This is a genomic window from Methylocystis sp. IM3, assembly GCF_038070105.1.
Lineage (GTDB): Bacteria > Pseudomonadota > Alphaproteobacteria > Rhizobiales > Beijerinckiaceae > Methylocystis.
In genome coordinates this window covers 2939325-2958631 of the sequence record NZ_JBBPBZ010000002.1, presented here as the reverse complement: position 1 = coordinate 2958631, position 19307 = coordinate 2939325, and the positions used below count along the sequence as shown (strand labels likewise).

Below are 19307 nucleotides of genomic sequence, written 5' to 3'. Positions count from 1 at the left end.
GCGATTATTCGTCGCCAGTCGTGTTCAGCACGCGGACATTGCGGAAGCGCGCGGGCGGGCTGCCGTGGGAGACCGGCGCGACCTGCACCGGCTCCGCCTTGCCGCAGGTGAAGGTGCCGTCGAGGTGATAGGTCGAGGCGTCGCCGAGCCCGTCGAGCGCGTTCCAGAAGGGAATCGTGCGGCCCTGATAGGCGCCGTCGCGCAGCAATTCGCCGAGCCTGCCGTCCTTGATCTCGTAGAAGAGCTGCCCGCCGAACTGGAAATTGTCGCGCTGCTGGTCGATGCTCCAGCTTCCGGCGCCGACGACGTAAATCCCCTTTTCGACCCCCGAGAGGAGGTCGTCGAGCGTGCATTTTTCGGGGTTGGGCGCGAGCGAGATGTTCGGCATCCGCTGTATGGGGAAGGCCGTGGGGCTATCGGCGTAGGCGCAGCCGTTCGACGCCGACAGGCCGATGTAATGCGCCTGGCCCAGCGCCATCTGGAAGTTCTTCAGCACGCCCTTTTCGATGATGTTGAATTCGGCCGAGGAGGCCGGGGCGCCGTCGTCGTCGAAGCCGATCGTCGAGAGCGCGCCCGGCTGCGAACGGTCGGCGACGATGGTCATCAGCTCCGAGCCGAAGCGCAGATCCCCACGCATATGGGGCTTCACGAAGCTCGTGCCGGCGAAATTCGCCTCCCAGCCGAGCACGCGGTCGAGCTCGGTCGAATGGCCAACCGTTTCGTGGATGGTGAGCCAGAGATTGGTCGGATCGATGATGATGTCGTAGTCGCCGGAGACGACGGGCTTGGCGGTGAGCTTGGCGCGCGCCTGCGCCCCGGCCTCCGCCGCTTCCGCGACGAGCCCGGCGTCGGTCACATACTCCCAGCCGGCGCCCCGCGCCGGAACGAGGCTGTCGCGCGAGGCCATGCGCCCGGCGGCGCGGTCGACGGCCGTGGCGGTGAACGTCGGATGGACGCGCGTGCGGGTCTGGCGGATGCGCGCGCCGAAACTATTGGCGAAAAGCCGCTCCTCGCGCGCGAGTGAAAGCGAGGCCGAGCAGAAATCGGCGCCATTGTCGCGCGCGCTCGCGCAGATCGCGAGCAGAAGGTCGGATTTCTCGCTCGTGGAGACGGAGAAAGGATCGACGCCCATGGGCATGGCCCATTCGGCCTCGTGGGCCGGGAGCCGCTCGAGCGCGATGGGCGCGCCCTGAATGGGGCGGACGGCGCGGGCGTTCTCCAGCGCGCGCGCGACGCCCTCGCGAATGCTCGCCTCGTCGAGCCGGCGCGCGCCGTAGAAGCCCCAGGAGCCGTCGAGCAGCACGCGCAGGCCGAAGCCGCGCGTCGATCGCTCGTCGAAATGCTCCAGGCGGTCGTCCTTGGCCTGCGCATATTCGCGCAGCGTCTCGCCGAGGCGAATGTCGGCATAGGCCGCGCCGCCGCGCCTCGCGCCGTCGAGCGCGAGATCGGCCAGTCTGTCGAGAGCCGTGCGGTCGAGCGCGAAGCGGCTCGCATTCGTCGCATCGGCCCGCTCCGGGGCGTCCCTGAGGGGCGCAAATGTCGGCGCCACTGTCGCTTCTCCTTCGGATTCAGTCCGCTAATTTGAGCGCTTCGGACGCTTTTGGCAAATCGGGCGCCAAAGCCTCGGGCGCCGCGGCGTCCGCGCGCCAGCCGCAGGCGGCCAGAGCCTCGCGCATATGGTCGGGCGCCGGCGCCGTGACGTTCACCGTCGGCTTGCTGTCCTGCAAGGGAATGGCGATGGCCCTGGCGTGGAGATGCAGCGGCGGCGCGCCCTCGCGGCGGCCCCCGCCATAGACCGGATCGCCCAGGATCGGCCAGCCCATCGCCTGCGCATGGACGCGAATCTGATGCGTGCGGCCGGTGTGGGGGGTGAATTCGACAAAGGCGCGGGCGCCGTCGGCCGAGCGGCCGAGGACGCGCCAACTCGTGCGCGAGGGCAGGCCCAGCGGGTCCGGCCGCATCCACCAGCCGCGCGCGGCGTCGAGGCGGCCGAGCGCCAGGTCGATCTCGCCGGCCTCCTCCTGGGGCGCGCCCTCGACGACGGCCCAATAGGTCTTGGCGATTCGGCCCGTCTTGAACAGCTTGCCCAGCCGGTCAAGCGCCTTGCGATGGCGGCCGAGCACAAGACAGCCGGAGGTGTCCTTGTCGAGCCGATGGGCGAGGGCGGGGACGCGGGGCAGGCCGAAGCGCAGCTGATCGAAGGCGTCCTCGAGGCTCGGTCCCCCTTTGGGGCCGCGATGCACGGGAACGCCCGCCGGCTTGTCGATGACGAGCATCAGCCCGTCGCGGTGCAGGAGGCGGGAGAGAAGATCCATGGCGCGCTTATAGCAGGCCGCCGCTATTTTTGTTCGGCCATGCGGTGCGGCAGCGCCATCGCCCGGCCGATGAAGGCGCCGTATTTGTGCAGCCATTCATCGGTGAGATGCACGCCGTCGAATTTGTAATATTCCTCGTGGCCCTCGAATCTGTCGATGAAATTGTCGAATTCGATCACATGCAGGTCGGGGTGGTCGCGCCACAGGGCGACGCGATAGACGTCGTTCACCTGGAAATCGCAGCCGTCGTAGAAACAGCGCAGCACGTTGCGCTTCATGCGGCTGAAGAGATTGGGCGGCTTGAACCAGCGTTCGTTCACCCGCGGTATGGAGATGACCTCCACATCGCCGGCGTCGGGAAAATATTCGATGAGTTTCTTGGTGAACTCCACATAATTGCCCGCGCCGACGTGCTGGATCTCGTCGTTGACGCCGTTCATGACAATGACCTTGTTCGGCGGCCTGCCGTCAAAGAGCGAATAGAGCTTGTAACGGGGAAATTTTTCGCGCAGCTCCGAATAGAGAAGCCGCGAGTTGCGGCCGTTGAAGGCGACGCTGCACGCCTCGACGCCCCGGCCGCCGAGCCGGTTGGAGGCCGCCTCCGGCAGCTCCGGGAAGAGCTTGCCGTCGGAGGCCCAGGATTCCCCGACGACGAGCACGCGGTAATTGTCGGGACCACTGTTGACGATGGAACAGGCGACGACGGGCTCGTCCGTGCGCTTGACGGTCAGAAGCGTCAGGCCGGTGGTGACGGCAAGGACGAAAAGCGCACGCCGCAACTCCGGCAGAAGTATTGCGAAACCTTCTCTCAGCAAAGCGAAGCGCCCCGGCTGTCTCCTCGCCGGCAAGGCCAGGAGACCACGATGCGCCGCAGGCTATCAGCTTCGCGGTTCCCCCGCCACTCGTCGTTTGCGCCGTGGATCCAGAGGCCTGGCTTCGCGCCCGGGCCGAAGAGATCAGGCGAGGGCCGGTTGCAGGGCGCCCGCCTCGCCGATGATGCGCCGGCCGGCCACCCAGGCGGCCCGCAGCCTGCCGATCGGCCGGTCGAACACGAGCCAGATCAGCCAGGAGGCCGCGAGGATGACCACGACCGCCTCGGCGCAGAGCGCAAACCGCTCGAGAGAGGAGCCCTCGCCCGTGCCGATGGCGCCGATCACCGACCAGTGCAGAAGATAGAAGATGTAGGAGAGGTCGCCGAACATGCGGTCGGTCGAGCCGCTCTTCTGCTTCGTCGTGTAGATCGCCCAGGGCGTCATCATCACGGCGATGAACAGATTGGCCTTGCTGCTGAAGACGAGAAGTCCGGTCTGCGCCGGATCGGCCGCGACTTTGGCAAAGAAGATCACCGCATAGACTGCGAGCAGGGCGAAGGTCGCGCCAAGGGAAGCATAGGCGAGCCGCCGGCTGGGCGCGAGCCCATGGGTCGCGGCCGCGACGCCGATGCCGAAGAAATACAGGAACGGCAGCACGGTCGCCGAGCCGCCGAACTTCGGCGCCAGCAGCGACAGGACGATGCAGCCGAGCAGGACGAAAATGTTTCGCGAGACGAGGAAGACGATCACGGGCGCGACGAGATAGAACTGCATCTCCATGTCGAGCGACCAGCCCGGCACATTCGCCTGATAGGAAAGCGAATTATAGCCGAGGATCATGACATTGGAGAAGAGCTGCCGCATGAGTCCGCCCGCGTCCGCCGGCGCGACGCCGCGCCACCAAAGGAGCGTCCAGGCGATCGCAGAGCACAGCGCAAAGACCGGCGCAACGCGCCAGAAGCGCGAGACGAGAAAAGTGAAATAGGCGAGGGTCGTCTTGGAGTATGTTTTCGTCCACATGGTCGCGACCCAATAGCCGCTGAGGACGAAAAAGATCAGCACGGCGGACATGCCGAGATTGAACTTCGTCGTATGGTGCACGAAGACCGCGAAGGCCAGCGCCATTCTGAGCGCGCCGGGCGATCCGAATTTGTCTGTTCCAACCGCCATGACCGCTCCCATGCGCGTCAGCAATCCATGCAATTTGTTTACTCCCTCGCGGCGCGTGCGGACTGTGGCAAGAGGTCGCGAAGGCGGGCGGCCGGGTGTGACCTGGCGTCGCAGACCACCGGACGCGTTTTCGTCCTGTTGGAGACGTGGCGGTTTTTGCTACATCTCTTCCATGCCCATCGATTCACCTTCCTCCAAGCTGCGCGTTGATCTTCATCAAGGGGTCGCGCGTCTCCTCATCGACAATGGCGCCAAGCGCAACGCCTTCGACCTCGAAATGTGGCGGGCGCTGCCGGCGCTGATGGCCGCGATCGACGCCGAGCCGGAGGCGCGCGTCGTCGTCATGAGCGGCGCGCCGGGCCTCCCGTTCTGTTCGGGCGCGGATATTTCGGAATTCTCGACCGTGCGCGCCACGAGCGGCGGCGGGCGGGCCTATGAGCAGGCCAATGTCGAGGCCTTCGAGGCCATCTCGGCCTGTTCGAAGCCGACCATCGCGGCCATTTCGGGCTTCTGCATGGGTGGCGGCATGGGGCTCGCCTCGGCCTGCGATCTGCGGGTGGCGCAGGCGGGCGCGGCCTTCGCCATTCCCGCCGGGCGGCTTGGCGTCGGCTATCCGCCCTCGGCCATGCGCTATGTCGTGGCGGCGGTCGGCGCGCAGCGCGCCTTGGAGATGTTCTTCACGGCCCGCCGCCTCACCGCGCAGGAGGCGCTGGCGACGGGCTTCCTGTCTCAGGTTCTGGAGCCGGAGAGCTTCGACGGCGCCGTGGCGGCGCTCGCCGACACCATCGCCGCAAATGCGCCGCTGACGCTGAAAGCCGCCAAGGCCGCCATCCGCGCCGCCGCCGGCTTGCCCAATGCGCCGAGCCTCGACGCTTGCGAGGCGCTCGCGGCGCAATGTTTCGACAGCGCGGATTACATGGAGGGGCGCGCGGCTTTCCTCGAGAAGCGCGCGCCGAAGTTTACGGGGCGGTGAGCCGGCCTCAGATCACGTAATCGAAGGAATCATACGCGAGCCCGCGCAATAGTTGGTCCATGTCACGAGCCGGCTGCGCGGCCGGCTCCACGCCGACGACCTTCGCCGGCACGCCCGCGACGATGGAATTGGGCGGCGCGGCGTGCAGCACGACCGAGCCCGCCGCGATGCGCGAGCATTGGCCGATCTCGATATTGCCGAGGATTTTCGACCCGGCGCCGATCATGACGCCGCGCCGGATCTTTGGGTGACGGTCGCCGGCGACCTTTCCAGTGCCGCCGAGCGTCACGCCGTGAAGGATGGACACGTCGTCCTCGACGACCGCCGTCTCGCCGACGACGAAGCCCGTGGCGTGGTCGAGGAAAATCCCCTTGCCGAAGCGCGCCGCCGGATGAATGTCTGCGGCGAGCGCGTCCGACGTGCGGCTCTGGACGTAGAAGGCGAAGTCGCGCTTTCCGGCGCGCCACAGCGCATGGGCGAGGCGCGACGCCTGGATCGCGTGATAGCCCTTGAAGTAGAGCAGCGGCTCGATGAGGCGGCGACAGGCGGGGTCGCGCTCCACATAGGCCGCGGCATCGGCGCGGAAGGCGTCGCCCAGCGCCGGCTCGCTGTCGAGCGCGGCGAGAAAGGCGTCGGCGATGGCGGCGGCGTCGATCGCCGTGGTGCCGAGCCGGCCGCTCACGCGATGGATCACCGCCTCCTCGAGACTGTGACGATTCAGAAGTTCGCCCATGAAGAGCGGGGCGAGCGCGGGGTCGCGCCCAAGCGCGTCCTCCGCCTCCTGCCGCATATGCGCCCACATGGCGTCGCGCTCCTTGCAAAGCGCGCCAAGCTCTTCGGGCGGGCGCTCGGCGGCCATGCTAAAACTTCACCTGCGGAGCCTGCTGGGCGGCCTCGCTCGCGGTGAACTCCGCCATGGGCTTGGCGTCGGCGAAGAAGGTCTTGGCCCAGAGCAGGGTGGGGAATGTGCGCAGGGAGAGGTTATATTCCCGCACGGCCTCGATATAGTCGCGCCGCGCGACATTGATGCGATTCTCCGTCCCTTCGAGCTGGGATTGAAGCGCGAGGAAGTTCTGGTTGGATTTGAGGTCGGGATAGGCTTCGCTCACGGCGAGCAGCCGGCCGAGCGCGCCCGTGAGCTGGGCCTGCGCCTCCTGGAACTGCTTCATCTTTTCGGGGTCCGTGAGGTTCGAGGCGTCGATCTTCACCGACGTCGCCTTGGCGCGCGCTTCCGTCACGGAGGTGAGCACGTCCTTTTCCTGCTTGGCGTAGCCCTGCACGGTGGCGACGAGATTGGGGATGAGGTCGGCGCGGCGCTGATATTGCGACTGGACCGCGGCCCATTTGGCCTTGGCGTTTTCTTCGAGCGTCGGAATCGTATTGTAGCCGCAGCCGGAGAGCGAAAGGGCGGCGAGAATCGCAAGGGCGAGGAGGCGCCAGCGGGACATGATGCTCATATGCATCTCCAGAAAATCGGGACGCGCGTGCGCCCCGGCAAGTGATGATGGCTCGGAAGCTTAGGGATTCGCTTGCCGCATGGAAAGGGCGCGCGGCTGGTCTACAATGGGCGGGTAACAGGGGAAGGCGTATGGCCATCGACGACATCATCGGCAATTTCGAGCTGCTCGAGGAGTGGGAGGACCGCTATCGCTATCTCATCGAGCTCGGCCGCACGCTCGAGCCGCTGCCCAAGGACGCCTATACGGACCAGAACAAGGTGCGCGGCTGCGCCAGCCAGGTCTGGCTCGAGACGACGCGCGGACGGGACGCGGATGGCGCGCCGGTTCTCACCTTTCGCGGCGACAGCGACGCGCATATCGTGCGCGGCCTCGTCGCGCTGGTGCTGGCGCTCTATTCCGGCCGCCGCGCGCAGGAGATCGTCGAGACGGACGCAGCGCCGCTGTTCAAGCAGCTCGGCCTCGCCGACCATCTCACGCCCCAGCGCGCCAACGGCCTGCGTTCGATGGTCGAGCGCATCAGGAAAGAAGCGCGCGACGCGCTCCCGGCGTGACGCCGGCGCCGGAGGCTCCGGCGCCGGCGGGCTTTCTTACAGGCTGGGCCGGTAGTCCTCTGCGCCCCAGTGCAACAGGCCCTTCGCCCGGGCGGGGCCGGTCGCCCTGTCGCCCATGCCGTAATGGCGCGCGAGGCGTCCGAGCGCGATCTTCAAGACCACCTTCCCCGAGCGCGCGGGCCAGCCGCGCTCGCTTTCGACCATCTCCAACCCCTTGAGATAGCCGCAGACGTCGGTGAGCAGGCCGGCGAGATCCGGCCCGACGGCGTCATGGGCGCGGGCGAGGCGCCGTCGCGCGTCCATCGCGATCTCCGTGACCACGACGCCGGCGTCGGCCCCGCGCCGGGAGGCGGCGGCGGCCTCCCAGCGGGCGGTGACGCGCTGGAGAATCTGCGCCTGCTCGATGTCGCGGCGGAATCGCTCGCCCGCCTCGAACTGGACGGGTTCGAGGAAAGGCCGCCCATCCGCGCCCTTGCGCCGGGCGAGCCAGGCGAGCGGGCTCTCGGCGTCGTTCACCAGCGTCGGGCGCGCGCCTTTTTCGGGCGCGCGGCGGGCGTGGTCGCCATGCTGGGCGCGGAAGGGATCGAGCTCCGGATCGGCGGCCGCCAGCCGGCGCAGGAAGGCGCGGCCGCCGTCAGTCAGACGCAGGCGCCGCGCCGCGCCGTCGCAGTCCCATTTCGCGAGGCCCTGCGCCACGGCTTGCCCGCCGATCGTGGCCGCAAATCGGGCGCGCGGCACTGTGACGCCCTTGCGGGGGACCAGAACGACGAGCGTGTCGTCCTCGAAATCGCTGCGAACCGCGCTGGCGCCGGCCTCGCCGAGCGCGCGCGCCAGCCGCTCGAGTGCGCGCGCCGCCGTTTCTTCCCGAGTTTTCGTGGCTTTGCTCATTGTCCGGCTCCTTCTTGCGCCGAGACGAGCGACAGGACCATGTCGCGCTGAGCGGCAAGCGCCTGCTCCAGCCGGGCTGCGCAGCGGTCGAAGGCGGGATCGTCGCGCAGGTCCTCGATGCGGGCGCAGGCATAGCGCATCGAGGCGCGATCTCCGGCGAAGTCGCGGGCGCAAGCCGAAAGGCTCGCCCCGAGCGCGACATGATGAAGGTAAACCGCGAGGTGGCGCGCCCGCGCGACATGCGCCCGCCGCCGCCAGGGATCAGCGAGGGCCGCCGCCGGAAGGCCGGCCGCCGCCGCCGCCGCCGCCGTGCTGAGCCCCCCGATCGGTGGGGGTGGAAAAAAACTCGTCTCGAGAAAAGCCTGCGTCATCTCGGTCTCCATTCGCTATGACAAGGCAAAGCTTATGACGGAAAAAAATCCTATTCAATGGAAAATATTCTTTCCCCAGGGGGGTCCACGGAGTCGATCCTCGGCGTCTGGAGGATCGAACCATGACCAGAGCCAAGAACTCGAAAGCGAGCGCAAAGACCCAGGTTTTCGAGAGGCTGGAGGCGGCGGCGCGGCCCGCCGTCGAGGCGGCGCTCGTCGCAAGCCTCGCCGCCTACAATCGCGCTCATGCCTTGTCCCGCTTTCACCGTCTGTCGGCGGAGACGATCCTGAGCGAAACGCCTCAGGCCGCAGGGCTGATCCTGCGCGAAATCGAGCGCGCCTTGCGCGCCGAGCGGGCGCGTCGCGGCCATTGGACCTATGATCTCAATAATCATATCGCGCTGCTCGTGGCGCGCCGCGCTGAAAGCGCGCGGCTCGAACGCCTGCGAAAAGCTTAGAACTTGCTTCACGGCGGCCTTTGCCTAAATTCGGGCGTCCGCTCTGCGCGTCACAGGCTTGCTGAATGCTCTTCGTTGAAAGAATTCTGGCGCTCGCCGCCGCCGCCGTCGTGGCGATCTGCCTCGGCGTCGGGATGATGATCATGGCGTTCAGCCCACCGCGGCCGGGCGGGGCCATCGCCGCCTTGAGCGGTCCGCTCGACCTCGCTTCCGCGCGGCAGATCGTGGAGACGGAGATCGCGCAGACGCCTGAATATGCGCGATTCTTTGCGCGGCTGCGGGAAACCTTCACGAGCGATTACGAACGGATGCTCCAGGATTTTGCGGAGCGGCTCTCGCAGACGAAGACCGAGCAGAGCGTCGATTATTATCTCTCCGAAACCGTCCGAAGCCTGCGCCAGTCGCGCGGGGAGTTCGCCGCCAAGGCCGAGCCAGAGGCGATGGCGCGCGTGTTCTCCGAGCAGCTGGCTGTGTTGCAGGCGGTGGCGCGGGAGGACAAGAAAATGTGCGTCGCCTTCCTTTATGGCGCGACCAATCAGGACTTCCAGCGTTTCGCCGCTGCGCAGCGGCCCCTCGTCGCCAGCATGGCGATGGCCGGGCTGGAGGCGATGGTGAACGGCAAGGCGAAAAACCTTTCCCGCAGCCCGCCCACCGAAGCCGATTTCAAGGCGCTCGAAACGGCGCTGGCCGCGCGCGGCCTCGGCAAGGCGGAAATCGACGCCTTGCTGGACGGCAAGATGCCCGACCCGCCGCTCGACGACGCCAGGATGTGCGCCGCCGGCCAGACCTATCTCGAAGTCTTGCGCACCTTGCCCGAGGGGTCCCGCGCGCGGATCTATGCGCTCGCGCTCGAGCTTATGGCGAAGACCTAGCGGCTGTCTTCCGCCTCTTCGCAGCGGAACGGACCTCGCCAGCGCGCGTAGCGCCAGGGCGTGCATGCGCTGGCGTTCCCGGGCAACGCCTCGGGGACGGGATCGAATCCCTCGCCGCCGCCCGGACGGCAGCGGCAGATGCGTGCGAAGCCCATCCAGCCGCCGGCCCAGAGGCCGTGCCTGGCGATCGCTTCCTCCGCATAATCCGAACAGGTCGGCGCATAGCGGCAACTCCGGCCGGCGAAGGCGGAAAAGGTGACGCGATAGAGGAGAATGAGCGCGCGCGCGGCGCGGGCGGGCAGGGAGAGGACCGCCTCGATCATGCGCTTTCCTTCTTGTGAAAGGGAAAAGGCCGCCCTTGTGGGGCGGCCCTGTGTTCTCGCCGTGCGGTCGCAAAGGCGCGCGCCTTTACTCCGCGGGCGGCAACGCCGGGGCCGGAGCCGGCTCGGCGGCCTCGGCACGTTGCGTGATGATGAGGTCGTCGCGGCCGGAGGCGATGCCGCGGAACTTGGCCATCGCCGCGCCAGTGCCGGCCGGGATCAGACGGCCGACGATGACGTTCTCCTTGAGACCCACGAGCGGATCGATCTTGCCGTTGACGGCGGCCTCGGTGAGGACGCGCGTCGTCTCCTGGAAGGAGGCGGCCGAGAAGAAGGAGCGCGTCTGCAGCGACGCCTTGGTGATGCCGAGCAGCACCGGCGTCCCGCTCGCGGGCTTGCCGCCATTCTCGATCGTCCTGGCGTTCGTCTCGTCGAGCTCGACATTGTCGACCTGCTCGCCCTCGAGGAAGCCGGTGTCGCCCGGATCGACGATGTCGACCTTCTGCAACATCTGGCGCACGATCACTTCGATGTGCTTGTCGTTGATGTTCACGCCCTGGAGACGATAGACCTCCTGGATCTCGTTGACGAGGTAAGCCGCGAGCTCCTCCACGCCCTTGATCGCCAGAATGTCGTGCGGCGCCGGATTGCCGTCGACGATGTAATCGCCCTTCTCGACCACGTCGCCGTCCTGAAGGTGAATGTGCTTGCCCTTCGGGATCAGATATTCGACGGGGTCGGCGCCTTCCTCGCTCGGAATGATCGACAGACGCTGCTTGTTCTTGTAGTCGCGGCCAAACTGCACCGTGCCAGAAATCTCCGCGATGATCGCGTGGTCCTTCGGCCGGCGCGCCTCGAAGAGCTCGGCGACGCGCGGCAGACCGCCCGTGATGTCGCGGGTCTTGGCGCTTTCGACCGAAATACGCGCGACAATGTCGCCGGCCTTCACCGTGCCGCCGGGCTCGACTGCGATGATCGAGTCGACGGGCAGGAGATAGCGGGCGTCGCCGCCGCGCGCGAGCTTGGCGATCTTGCCGTCGGCGCCCTTGATCACGATCGAGGGCTTGAGGCTCGCCGATCGCAGATTGAGGCGATAATCCATGACCATGCGCTTGGCGATGCCGGTCGATTCGTCGATCGTCTCCGACATGGACTGGCCTTCGACGAGATCCTCGAAGCCGATGACGCCGTCCACCTCGCTGATGATGGGACGCGTATAGGGATCCCATTCCGCGATCCGCTGGCCCCGCTTGACGGTATCGCCCTCGTCGACCTTCAGCTTGGCGCCGTATTGGATACGGTTCACGGCGCGCTCGACGCCGTCCGGCCCGAGGATCACCACGGCGACATTGCGCGCCATGACGATGAGGTCGCCGTCCGAGTTGCGGGCCACATGCCGGTTGCGCACATGCACCGTGCCTTCGAAATTCGATTCGATGAAGGACTGGTCCGCAAGCTGCGCCGCGCCGCCGATGTGGAAGGTGCGCATGGTGAGCTGCGTGCCCGGCTCGCCAATGGACTGCGCCGCGATGACGCCCACGGCCTCGCCCATGTTGACGGGCGTGCCGCGCGCGAGGTCGCGGCCGTAGCACTTGGCGCAGACGCCGTTCTTGGCCTCGCAGGTGAGCACCGAGCGGATCTTCACCTCCTGAATGCCGGCGGCGTTGATCGGCTCGAGATGCCATTCCTGGATCATATCGCCCGCGGGCACGATGACGCGGCCGTCCGGCGCCTTCAGATCCTCGGCGGCCGTGCGGCCGAGGATGCGGGAGGCGAGCGAGGCGACGATCTGACCCGCGTCGATGATCGCGCGCATCCGGATGCCGCCCTGCGAACCGCAATCGGTCGACGAAATGATCGAGTCCTGCGCCACGTCGACGAGACGTCGCGTCAGATAGCCCGAGTTTGCGGTCTTCAACGCCGTGTCGGCGAGACCCTTGCGGGCGCCGTGGGTGGAGTTGAAGTATTCGAGAACCGTCAGCCCCTCCTTGAAGTTGGAGATGATCGGCGTCTCGATGATCTCGCCCGAGGGCTTGGCCATCAGGCCGCGCATCGCGGCAAGCTGGCGCATCTGCGTCGGCGAACCGCGGGCGCCCGAATGCGACATCATGTAGATCGAGTTGATCGGCATGTCGCGTCCCAGGTCATCCTTGCGGACGGCGGAGATGCGCTGCATCATCTCCTCGGCGAGCTTCTCCGAGCATTTCGCCCAGGCGTCGACGACCTTGTTGTATTTCTCACCCTGGGTGATCAGGCCGTCGTTGTATTGCTGCTCATATTCCTTCGCCGCGGCGCGCGTCTCGGACACGATCTTCTCCTTCGTCTCCGGCACGACCATGTCGTCCTTGCCGAAGGAGATGCCGGCCTTGAAGGCCTCGCGGAAGCCGAGCGCCATGATGCGGTCGCAGAAGATGACGGTCTCCTTCTGACCGCAGTTGCGGTAGACGGTGTCGATCATGTTCGAGATCTCTTTCTTCGTCATGAGCTTGTTGACGACGTCGAAAGGTATCTTGTGATGTTTCGGCAGCAACTGCCCGAGCATGAGGCGCCCAGGGGTGGTGTCGAAGATCTTCGACACGCGGTTGCCCGCCGCATCATAGGTCCAGCCACGGCCCTTGACCTTGGTGTGCAGCGTGACCGCCTTGGCGGCGAGCGCGTGCTCGATCTCGCCCTGGTTGGCGAAGCACATGCCCTGGCCCGGCTCGCCGTCGCGCTCCAGCGTCAGATAATAGAGGCCCAGAACGATGTCCTGCGACGGCACGATGATCGGCTGACCATTGGCCGGATGCAGGATGTTGTTCGTCGACATCATCAGGACGCGCGCCTCGAGCTGCGCCTCGAGCGACAGCGGAACGTGCACGGCCATCTGGTCGCCGTCGAAGTCGGCGTTGAAGGCGGCGCAGACCAGCGGATGCAACTGGATCGCCTTGCCCTCGATCAGCACCGGCTCGAAGGCCTGAATGCCGAGGCGATGCAGCGTCGGCGCGCGGTTCAGGAGCACCGGATGCTCGCGGATGACCTCGTCGAGAATATCCCAGACCTCGGGCTTCTCCTTCTCGACGAGCTTCTTGGCCTGCTTCACGGTCGCCGAATAGCCCTTCGCGTCGAGACGCGAATAGATGAAGGGCTTGAACAGCTCCAGCGCCATCTTCTTGGGCAGGCCGCATTGATGTAGCTTCAGCTCGGGGCCGACGACGATCACCGAACGGCCGGAATAGTCGACGCGCTTGCCGAGCAGGTTCTGACGGAAGCGGCCCTGCTTGCCCTTCAGCATGTCGGCGAGCGACTTCAGCGGACGCTTGTTGGCGCCCGTGATCACGCGGCCGCGGCGGCCGTTGTCGAACAGCGCGTCGACGGCCTCCTGCAACATGCGCTTTTCGTTGCGGATGATGATGTCCGGCGCGCGCAGCTCGATCAGCCGCTTGAGGCGGTTGTTGCGGTTGATGACGCGGCGGTAGAGGTCGTTCAGATCGGAGGTCGCGAAACGCCCGCCGTCAAGCGGCACGAGCGGACGCAGATCAGGCGGAATGACCGGAATTTCTTTCAGAATCATCCATTCCGGGCGGTTGCCCGACTGGATGAAGGCCTCGATGATCTTCAGGCGCTTGGCGAGCTTCTTGGGCTTGAGCTCCGTCTTCGCCTCGGCGATCTCCTGACGCAGCGACGCGGCGATGCCCTCGAGGTCCATCGACTCGAGCAGCCGGCGGATCGCCTCGGCGCCGATCATGGCCGTGAACGTGTCCTGGCCGAATTCGTCCTGTGCGGTGAGATATTCCTCTTCCGAGAGGAGCTGACGCTCCTTCAGCGGCGTGAGGCCCGGATCGATGACGATATAGGACTCGAAGTAGAGAATACGCTCGAGATCCTTCAGCGTCATGTCGAGCAGAAGGCCGATGCGCGAGGGCAGCGACTTCAGGAACCAGATATGCGCCACCGGCGCGGCGAGGGAAATATGGCCCATGCGGTCGCGCCGCACGCGCGCGAGCGTGACCTCGACGCCGCACTTCTCGCAGATGACGCCCTTGTATTTCATGCGCTTGTACTTGCCGCACAAGCACTCGTAGTCCTTGATCGGCCCGAAGATGCGCGCGCAGAACAGGCCGTCGCGCTCGGGCTTGAAGGTACGGTAGTTGATCGTCTCGGGCTTTTTGATTTCGCCGAACGACCAGGAGAGAATTTTCTCCGGGCTCGCGATCGAAATCCTGATCTGGTCGAAGGCCTGCGTCGCCACGACCGGATTGAAGAGATTCATGACCTCTTGCTGATTCATGGTCTTCTCCTGGGACGCCGGGGCGGGAAACCCGCTCTTCCTGCGTCGTAAAATCTCAAAGGGCGGCGCCCGTCCCTGCGATCGAAGCGACGCCCTCCAGAGCCGCTCTTCGGCTGCTGGATTGCGTCATCGCTTCGGTCCTCGTCGTGGCGGGCGACAGTCGCATCGACTATTCCGCGGCCTCCACTGCGGCCGGCGCGGTCTCTTCCTCCTCCGGCGCAGCATTGGTCAGCTCGACATTGAGCGCCAGCGAGCGCATTTCCTTGATGAGCACGTTGAAGCTCTCCGGAATGCCGGATTCGAAAGTATCGTCGCCGCGCACGATCGACTCATAGACCTTGGTGCGGCCCGCGACGTCGTCGGACTTCACGGTCAGCATTTCCTGAAGCGTGTAGGCCGCGCCGTAAGCTTCGAGCGCCCACACCTCCATCTCGCCGAAACGCTGGCCGCCGAACTGCGCCTTGCCGCCCAGCGGCTGCTGGGTGACGAGCGAGTAGGGGCCGATCGAGCGCGCATGGATCTTGTCGTCGACGAGGTGGTGGAGCTTCAGCATATAGATGTAGCCCACGGTCACCTTGCGGTCGAAGGTCTCGCCGGTGCGCCCGTCGAACAGCGTCACCTGACCCGAGGAGGAGAGCCCCGCCTTGGCCAGCATGTCGACGATGTCCTTCTCTCGCGCGCCGTCGAAGACCGGCGTCGCGATCGGTACGCCGCGCTTCAGGTCTTTGCCGATCTCGATGAGCGTCGTCTCGTCGATCCGGTCGATCTCCTCGTCGGGACCATAGATGTCCTTCAGGGCCGCTCGGACAGGCGTTGCGTCCTTGCTGCGCATATAGGCGTCGACAGCCTTGCCGACCTGTTTGCCCAGACCCGCGCAGGCCCAGCCGAGATGCGTCTCCAGAATCTGGCCGACGTTCATGCGGCTTGGCACGCCGAGCGGGTTCAGCACGATATCGACGGGCGTCCCGTCCTCGAGGAAGGGCATGTCCTCCTGCGGCACGATGCGCGAGACGACGCCCTTGTTGCCGTGACGGCCGGCCATCTTGTCGCCAGGCTGGATCTTGCGCTTCACCGCGACGAAGACCTTGACCATCTTCATCACGCCGGGCGGCAGCTCGTCGCCGCGCTGCAGCTTCTCGACCTTGTCGAGGAAGCGGTTTTCGAGGCCCTTCTTCGACTCGTCGTACTGTTTGCGGACCGCTTCGATCGACGCCATCAGCGCGTCGTCCTCGATCACGAAGGTCCACCACTGCGAGCGGGGATATTCGTCGAGGATCGCCTGAGTGAGAACCTGATCCTTCTTGAAGCTCTTGGGGCCGGCGATCGCGTTCTTGCCCACGAGGGTCTCGCCGAGGCGCGCATAGACGTTGCGGTCGAGAATCGCGAGCTCGTCGTCGCGGTCCTTGGCGAGCCGCTCGATCTCCTCGCGCTCGATCGCCTGGGCGCGTTCGTCCTTGTCGACGCCGTGGCGGTTGAAGACGCGCACCTCGACGATGGTCCCCTGCACGCCCGGCGGCACGCGCAACGAGGTGTCGCGCACGTCGGAGGCCTTTTCGCCGAAGATCGCGCGCAGGAGCTTTTCTTCCGGCGTCATCGGGCTTTCGCCCTTCGGCGTGATCTTGCCGACGAGAATGTCGCCCGCCTGCACCTCGGCGCCGATATAGACGATGCCGGCCTCGTCGAGATTCTTCAGCGTCTCTTCGGAGACGTTGGGAATGTCGCGGGTGATCTCCTCGGGGCCGAGCTTGGTGTCTCGCGCCATCACTTCGAATTCGTCGATGTGGATCGAGGTGAACACGTCCTCCTTGACGATGCGCTCGTTCAGTAGGATCGAGTCTTCGAAATTGTAGCCGTTCCAGGGCATGAAGGCGACGAGCACGTTGCGGCCGAGCGCCAGATCGCCGAGGTCCGTCGAGGGGCCGTCGGCGATGATGTCGCCCTTCTTCACCAGATCGCCGACGCGCACGAGCGGCTTCTGATTGATGCAGGTCGACTGGTTGGAGCGCTGGTATTTCATCAGCCGGTAGATGTCGACGCCGGGCTTGGCGGGGTCGAGTTCTTCCGTGGCGCGGATGACGATACGCGTCGCGTCGATCTGATCGACGACGCCCGTGCGGCGGGCCGAGATCGCGGCGCCGGAGTCGGCGGCGACGACGGCCTCCATGCCGGTGCCGACGAGCGGCGCATCCGCCTTCACCAGCGGCACGGCCTGGCGCTGCATGTTCGAGCCCATGAGCGCGCGGTTGGCGTCGTCGTTCTCGAGGAACGGGATCAGCGCCGCGGCGACCGAGACGAGCTGCTTGGGCGACACGTCCATGGCGTCGACCTTCTCGCGCGGCACCAGCATCACGTCGCCGGCGTGGCGGCAGAGCACGAGGTCTTCCGTCAGATTGCCGTCGGCGTCAACCGGCGCGTTGGCCTGCGCGACATGGTATTTCGACTCTTCCATCGCCGAGAGATAGGCGACCTCGTTCGTCACCTTGCCGTCGCGCACGCGGCGGTAGGGCGCTTCGATGAAGCCGTATTTATTGACGCGGGCGAAGGTCGCAAGCGAGTTGATCAGGCCGATGTTCGGGCCTTCGGGCGTTTCGATCGGGCAGATGCGGCCGTAATGCGTCGGATGCACGTCGCGCACCTCGAAGCCGGCGCGCTCGCGCGTCAGGCCGCCCGGACCCAGCGCCGAGAGACGACGCTTGTGCGTGATCTCGGAGAGCGGGTTGGTCTGATCCATGAACTGCGAGAGCTGCGAGGAGCCGAAGAACTCGCGGACCGCGGCGGCCGCGGGCTTGGCGTTGATCAGATCCTGCGGCATGACTGTGTCGATGTCGACCGAGGACATGCGCTCCTTGATGGCGCGCTCCATGCGCAGCAGGCCGAGGCGATACTGATTTTCCATCAGCTCGCCGACCGAGCGGACGCGGCGGTTGCCGAGATGGTCGATGTCGTCGATTTCGCCGCGGCCGTCGCGCAGGTCCACGAGCGCCTTCACCACCGCGAGAATATCCTCGCGGCGCAGCGTCCGCACCGTGTCCGGCGCGTCGAGATCGAGGCGCATGTTCATCTTCACGCGGCCGACGGCCGAAAGATCATAGCGCTCCGCGTCGAAGAACAGCGAATGGAACATCGATTCCGCCGTGTCCATCGTCGGCGGCTCGCCGGGACGCATAACGCGATAAATGTCGAAGAGGGCTTCCTCGCGGTTCGAATTCTTGTCGACCGCGAGCGTGTTGCGAATGTAGGGGCCGACGTTGATATGATCGATATCCAGAACCGGAAGCTCGTCGAAGCCCTTCTCGAGCAGCAGCGGCAGCGTCTTCGCGGTGATCTCGTCGCCTGCTTCCGCAAAGATCTCGCCCGTGCTCGGATCATAGAGATCCTCCGCGAGATATTGGCCGAAGAGGTCCTCCGACGACACGCGAATCGCCTTCACGCCCTTCTCGGCGAGCTGGCGCGCGGCGCGCACGGCGAGCTTCTTGCCGGCCTCCAGAATGACCTGCCCGGTGTCGGCGTCGATCATGTCGGCGACGGCCTTCACGCCCTTCATGCGCTCGGCGTCGAAGGGCATGCGCCAGTTTTCGCCATCGGCCTTGTAGGTGATGGTCCTGTAGAAGGTCGAGAGAATCTCTTCGCCGTCGAGACCCAGCGCGAAGAGGAGCGACGTCACCGGAATCTTGCGGCGACGGTCGATGCGCGCATAGACGATGTCCTTGGCGTCGAATTCGATGTCGAGCCAGGAGCCGCGATAGGGAATGATGCGGGCGGCGAAGAGCAGCTTGCCCGAAGAATGGCTCTTGCCCTTGTCGTGGTCGAAGAACACGCCCGGCGAGCGATGCATCTGGGAGACGATGACGCGCTCGGTGCCGTTGACGATGAAGGTGCCGTTCGACGTCATGAAGGGCATGTCGCCCATGTAGACGTCCTGCTCCTTGATGTCCTTGACCGACTTCGCCTGCGTGTCGGGATCGACGTCGAACACGATCAGACGCAGCGTCACCTTGAGCGGCGCCGCAAAGGTCATGCCGCGCTGGCGGCACTCGTCCACGTCATATTTGGGCTGTTCGAATTCGTAGCGGACGAACTCGAGCAGGGCGACCTGCGAGAAGTCCGAGATCGGGAAGACGGATTTGAAGACGGACTGGAGACCTTCGTCGGGGCGGCCGCCCTTGGGCTCGTCGACAAGCAGGAACTGATCGTAAGAGGCCTTCTGCACTTCGATCAGATTGGGCATCGCCGCGGCTTCGCGGATGTGTCCGAAGAACTTGCGGGTGCGCTTGCGACCGGTGAACTTGCGGGCCGACGTCTGAGCCATGTCGCTTTTCGAGCCTCTCTCGTAAGGGCCGGCTGGCTCCCTGTGGAGCCGCTCTCGCCCTGTCGGGCGCCTGCCACATAGCGCCCCTTCTCAACCGCGCGCGGCCCCGGCTCGAGCCGGGACCGCGATTCTCATCACGCCGCGTGGTGGCGGCGGGGAATTACTTGAGCTCGATCTTGGCGCCGACCTTCTCGAGGGTCGCCTTGATCTTCTCGGCCTCTTCCTTCGAAGCGCCTTCCTTCAGCGGCTTCGGCGCGCCTTCGACGAGGTCCTTGGCTTCCTTCAGGCCGAGGCCGGTGATCGCGCGGACCTCCTTGATGACCTCGATCTTCTTGTCGCCGGCCGAGGCCAGGATCACGTTGAACTCGGTCTTCTCCTCGGCGGCCGGAGCGGCGGCGCCAGCAGCCGGCGCGGCGGCGACGGCCACGGCGGCGGCGGCGGAGACGCCCCACTTCTCTTCGAGCATCTTCGCGAGCTCGGCCGCCTCGAGGACGGTGAGAGCCGAGAGGTCTTCGACGATCTTTTCGAGATTAGCCAT

The 19307-nt window shown here is 66.0% G+C and carries 16 protein-coding genes; 4 read left to right on the top strand and 12 right to left on the bottom strand.

Features of this window, described 5'->3' with window-relative positions:
- Positions 1–4: 4 nt before the first annotated feature.
- The 4 genes from WOC76_RS16360 to WOC76_RS16345 form a co-directional block, all read right to left on the bottom strand.
- Entirely contained in the window at positions 5–1549 is a 1545-nt protein-coding gene (locus WOC76_RS16360) for a TldD/PmbA family protein (protein ID WP_341105360.1), read from the bottom strand.
- Between the two features lie 19 nt (positions 1550–1568).
- Complete coding sequence (locus WOC76_RS16355; protein ID WP_341105361.1) at positions 1569–2315, bottom strand: RluA family pseudouridine synthase; 747 nt, start codon at positions 2313–2315, stop codon at positions 1569–1571.
- Positions 2316–2338: 23 nt separating this feature from the next.
- The gene (locus WOC76_RS16350) at positions 2339–3130 is read right to left on the bottom strand and encodes an SGNH/GDSL hydrolase family protein (RefSeq protein WP_341105363.1); all 792 of its coding nucleotides are present in this window, start codon (positions 3128–3130) and stop codon (positions 2339–2341) included.
- Between the two features lie 141 nt (positions 3131–3271).
- Positions 3272–4297: an acyltransferase family protein gene (locus tag WOC76_RS16345; protein ID WP_341105364.1), complete on the bottom strand. Its 1026-nt coding sequence runs from the start codon at positions 4295–4297 to the stop codon at positions 3272–3274.
- A 172-nt stretch (positions 4298–4469) separates the two neighbouring features.
- Here WOC76_RS16345 and WOC76_RS16340 point away from each other — a divergent pair, with 172 nt between their 5' ends.
- Positions 4470–5270, top strand: coding sequence for an enoyl-CoA hydratase (locus WOC76_RS16340; RefSeq protein ID WP_341105365.1), 801 nt, complete (start codon positions 4470–4472; stop codon positions 5268–5270).
- A 7-nt stretch (positions 5271–5277) separates the two neighbouring features.
- Here the strand turns inward: WOC76_RS16340 and cysE are convergent, their stop codons facing one another.
- Both cysE and WOC76_RS16330 read right to left on the bottom strand, forming a co-directional pair.
- A complete protein-coding gene (gene cysE / locus WOC76_RS16335; protein WP_341105367.1) occupies positions 5278–6129 on the bottom strand; it encodes a serine O-acetyltransferase in 852 nt (283 codons plus the stop codon).
- A 1-nt stretch (position 6130) separates the two neighbouring features.
- Positions 6131–6727: a LemA family protein gene (locus WOC76_RS16330; protein WP_341105368.1), complete on the bottom strand. Its 597-nt coding sequence runs from the start codon at positions 6725–6727 to the stop codon at positions 6131–6133.
- 131 nt (positions 6728–6858) lie between these two features.
- On the opposite strand from WOC76_RS16330, the gene WOC76_RS16325 reads away from it, so the two are divergent.
- Positions 6859–7281, top strand: coding sequence for a SufE family protein (locus tag WOC76_RS16325; RefSeq protein WP_341105369.1), 423 nt, complete (start codon positions 6859–6861; stop codon positions 7279–7281).
- A 36-nt stretch (positions 7282–7317) separates the two neighbouring features.
- Here WOC76_RS16325 and WOC76_RS16320 read toward each other — a convergent pair whose 3' ends face one another.
- Together WOC76_RS16320 and WOC76_RS16315 are read right to left on the bottom strand one after the other, a co-directional pair.
- The gene (locus WOC76_RS16320; protein ID WP_341105370.1) at positions 7318–8169 is read right to left on the bottom strand and encodes a DUF6456 domain-containing protein; all 852 of its coding nucleotides are present in this window, start codon (positions 8167–8169) and stop codon (positions 7318–7320) included.
- A complete protein-coding gene (locus tag WOC76_RS16315; RefSeq protein ID WP_341389026.1) occupies positions 8166–8540 on the bottom strand; it encodes a chromosomal replication initiator DnaA in 375 nt (124 codons plus the stop codon). Before WOC76_RS16315 ends, WOC76_RS16320 begins: the two co-directional genes overlap by 4 nt.
- A 122-nt stretch (positions 8541–8662) precedes the next feature.
- Between WOC76_RS16315 and WOC76_RS16310 the strand changes: the two genes are divergently transcribed.
- Positions 8663–8998, top strand: a complete 336-nt coding sequence (locus WOC76_RS16310; RefSeq protein WP_341105372.1) for a DUF6477 family protein — start codon at positions 8663–8665, stop codon at positions 8996–8998.
- Between the two features lie 65 nt (positions 8999–9063).
- Positions 9064–9870, top strand: coding sequence for a hypothetical protein (locus WOC76_RS16305; RefSeq protein ID WP_341105374.1), 807 nt, complete (start codon positions 9064–9066; stop codon positions 9868–9870).
- Here WOC76_RS16305 and yidD read toward each other — a convergent pair.
- From yidD to rplL, 4 genes are all read right to left on the bottom strand, one after another.
- The gene (gene yidD, locus WOC76_RS16300; RefSeq protein ID WP_341105376.1) at positions 9867–10193 is read right to left on the bottom strand and encodes a membrane protein insertion efficiency factor YidD; all 327 of its coding nucleotides are present in this window, start codon (positions 10191–10193) and stop codon (positions 9867–9869) included. The two genes, WOC76_RS16305 and yidD, sit on opposite strands and share 4 nt — an antisense overlap.
- Before the next feature lie 85 nt (positions 10194–10278).
- Positions 10279–14460 carry a DNA-directed RNA polymerase subunit beta' gene (gene rpoC, locus WOC76_RS16295; RefSeq protein ID WP_341105378.1) on the bottom strand — a complete coding sequence of 1394 codons (4182 nt, stop codon included), beginning with the start codon at positions 14458–14460 and terminating at the stop codon, positions 10279–10281.
- Between the two features lie 169 nt (positions 14461–14629).
- Complete coding sequence (gene rpoB / locus WOC76_RS16290) at positions 14630–18769, bottom strand: DNA-directed RNA polymerase subunit beta (protein ID WP_341105380.1); 4140 nt, start codon at positions 18767–18769, stop codon at positions 14630–14632.
- A 160-nt stretch (positions 18770–18929) separates the two neighbouring features.
- Positions 18930–19307 (bottom strand): 50S ribosomal protein L7/L12, encoded by a 378-nt coding sequence (gene rplL, locus WOC76_RS16285; RefSeq protein WP_341105382.1) that lies wholly within the window; start codon positions 19305–19307, stop codon positions 18930–18932.

What these genes read in the sequence shown, in the direction of transcription:
- WOC76_RS16315 (WP_341389026.1), bottom strand. Translation starts at nt 8,540, where the DNA reads ATGACGCAGGCTTTTCTCGAGACGAGTTTTTTTCCACCCCCACCGATC.
- WOC76_RS16355 (WP_341105361.1), bottom strand. Translation starts at nt 2,315, where the DNA reads ATGGATCTTCTCTCCCGCCTCCTGCACCGCGACGGGCTGATGCTCGTC.
- WOC76_RS16325 (WP_341105369.1), top strand. Translation starts at nt 6,859, where the DNA reads ATGGCCATCGACGACATCATCGGCAATTTCGAGCTGCTCGAGGAGTGG.
- WOC76_RS16305 (WP_341105374.1), top strand. Translation starts at nt 9,064, where the DNA reads ATGCTCTTCGTTGAAAGAATTCTGGCGCTCGCCGCCGCCGCCGTCGTG.
- cysE (WP_341105367.1), bottom strand. Translation starts at nt 6,129, where the DNA reads ATGGCCGCCGAGCGCCCGCCCGAAGAGCTTGGCGCGCTTTGCAAGGAG.
- WOC76_RS16330 (WP_341105368.1), bottom strand. Translation starts at nt 6,727, where the DNA reads ATGAGCATCATGTCCCGCTGGCGCCTCCTCGCCCTTGCGATTCTCGCC.
- rplL (WP_341105382.1), bottom strand. Translation starts at nt 19,307, where the DNA reads ATGGCTAATCTCGAAAAGATCGTCGAAGACCTCTCGGCTCTCACCGTC.
- WOC76_RS16320 (WP_341105370.1), bottom strand. Translation starts at nt 8,169, where the DNA reads ATGAGCAAAGCCACGAAAACTCGGGAAGAAACGGCGGCGCGCGCACTC.
- WOC76_RS16340 (WP_341105365.1), top strand. Translation starts at nt 4,470, where the DNA reads ATGCCCATCGATTCACCTTCCTCCAAGCTGCGCGTTGATCTTCATCAA.
- WOC76_RS16310 (WP_341105372.1), top strand. Translation starts at nt 8,663, where the DNA reads ATGACCAGAGCCAAGAACTCGAAAGCGAGCGCAAAGACCCAGGTTTTC.
- rpoB (WP_341105380.1), bottom strand. Translation starts at nt 18,769, where the DNA reads ATGGCTCAGACGTCGGCCCGCAAGTTCACCGGTCGCAAGCGCACCCGC.
- rpoC (WP_341105378.1), bottom strand. Translation starts at nt 14,460, where the DNA reads ATGAATCAGCAAGAGGTCATGAATCTCTTCAATCCGGTCGTGGCGACG.
- WOC76_RS16345 (WP_341105364.1), bottom strand. Translation starts at nt 4,297, where the DNA reads ATGGCGGTTGGAACAGACAAATTCGGATCGCCCGGCGCGCTCAGAATG.
- yidD (WP_341105376.1), bottom strand. Translation starts at nt 10,193, where the DNA reads ATGATCGAGGCGGTCCTCTCCCTGCCCGCCCGCGCCGCGCGCGCGCTC.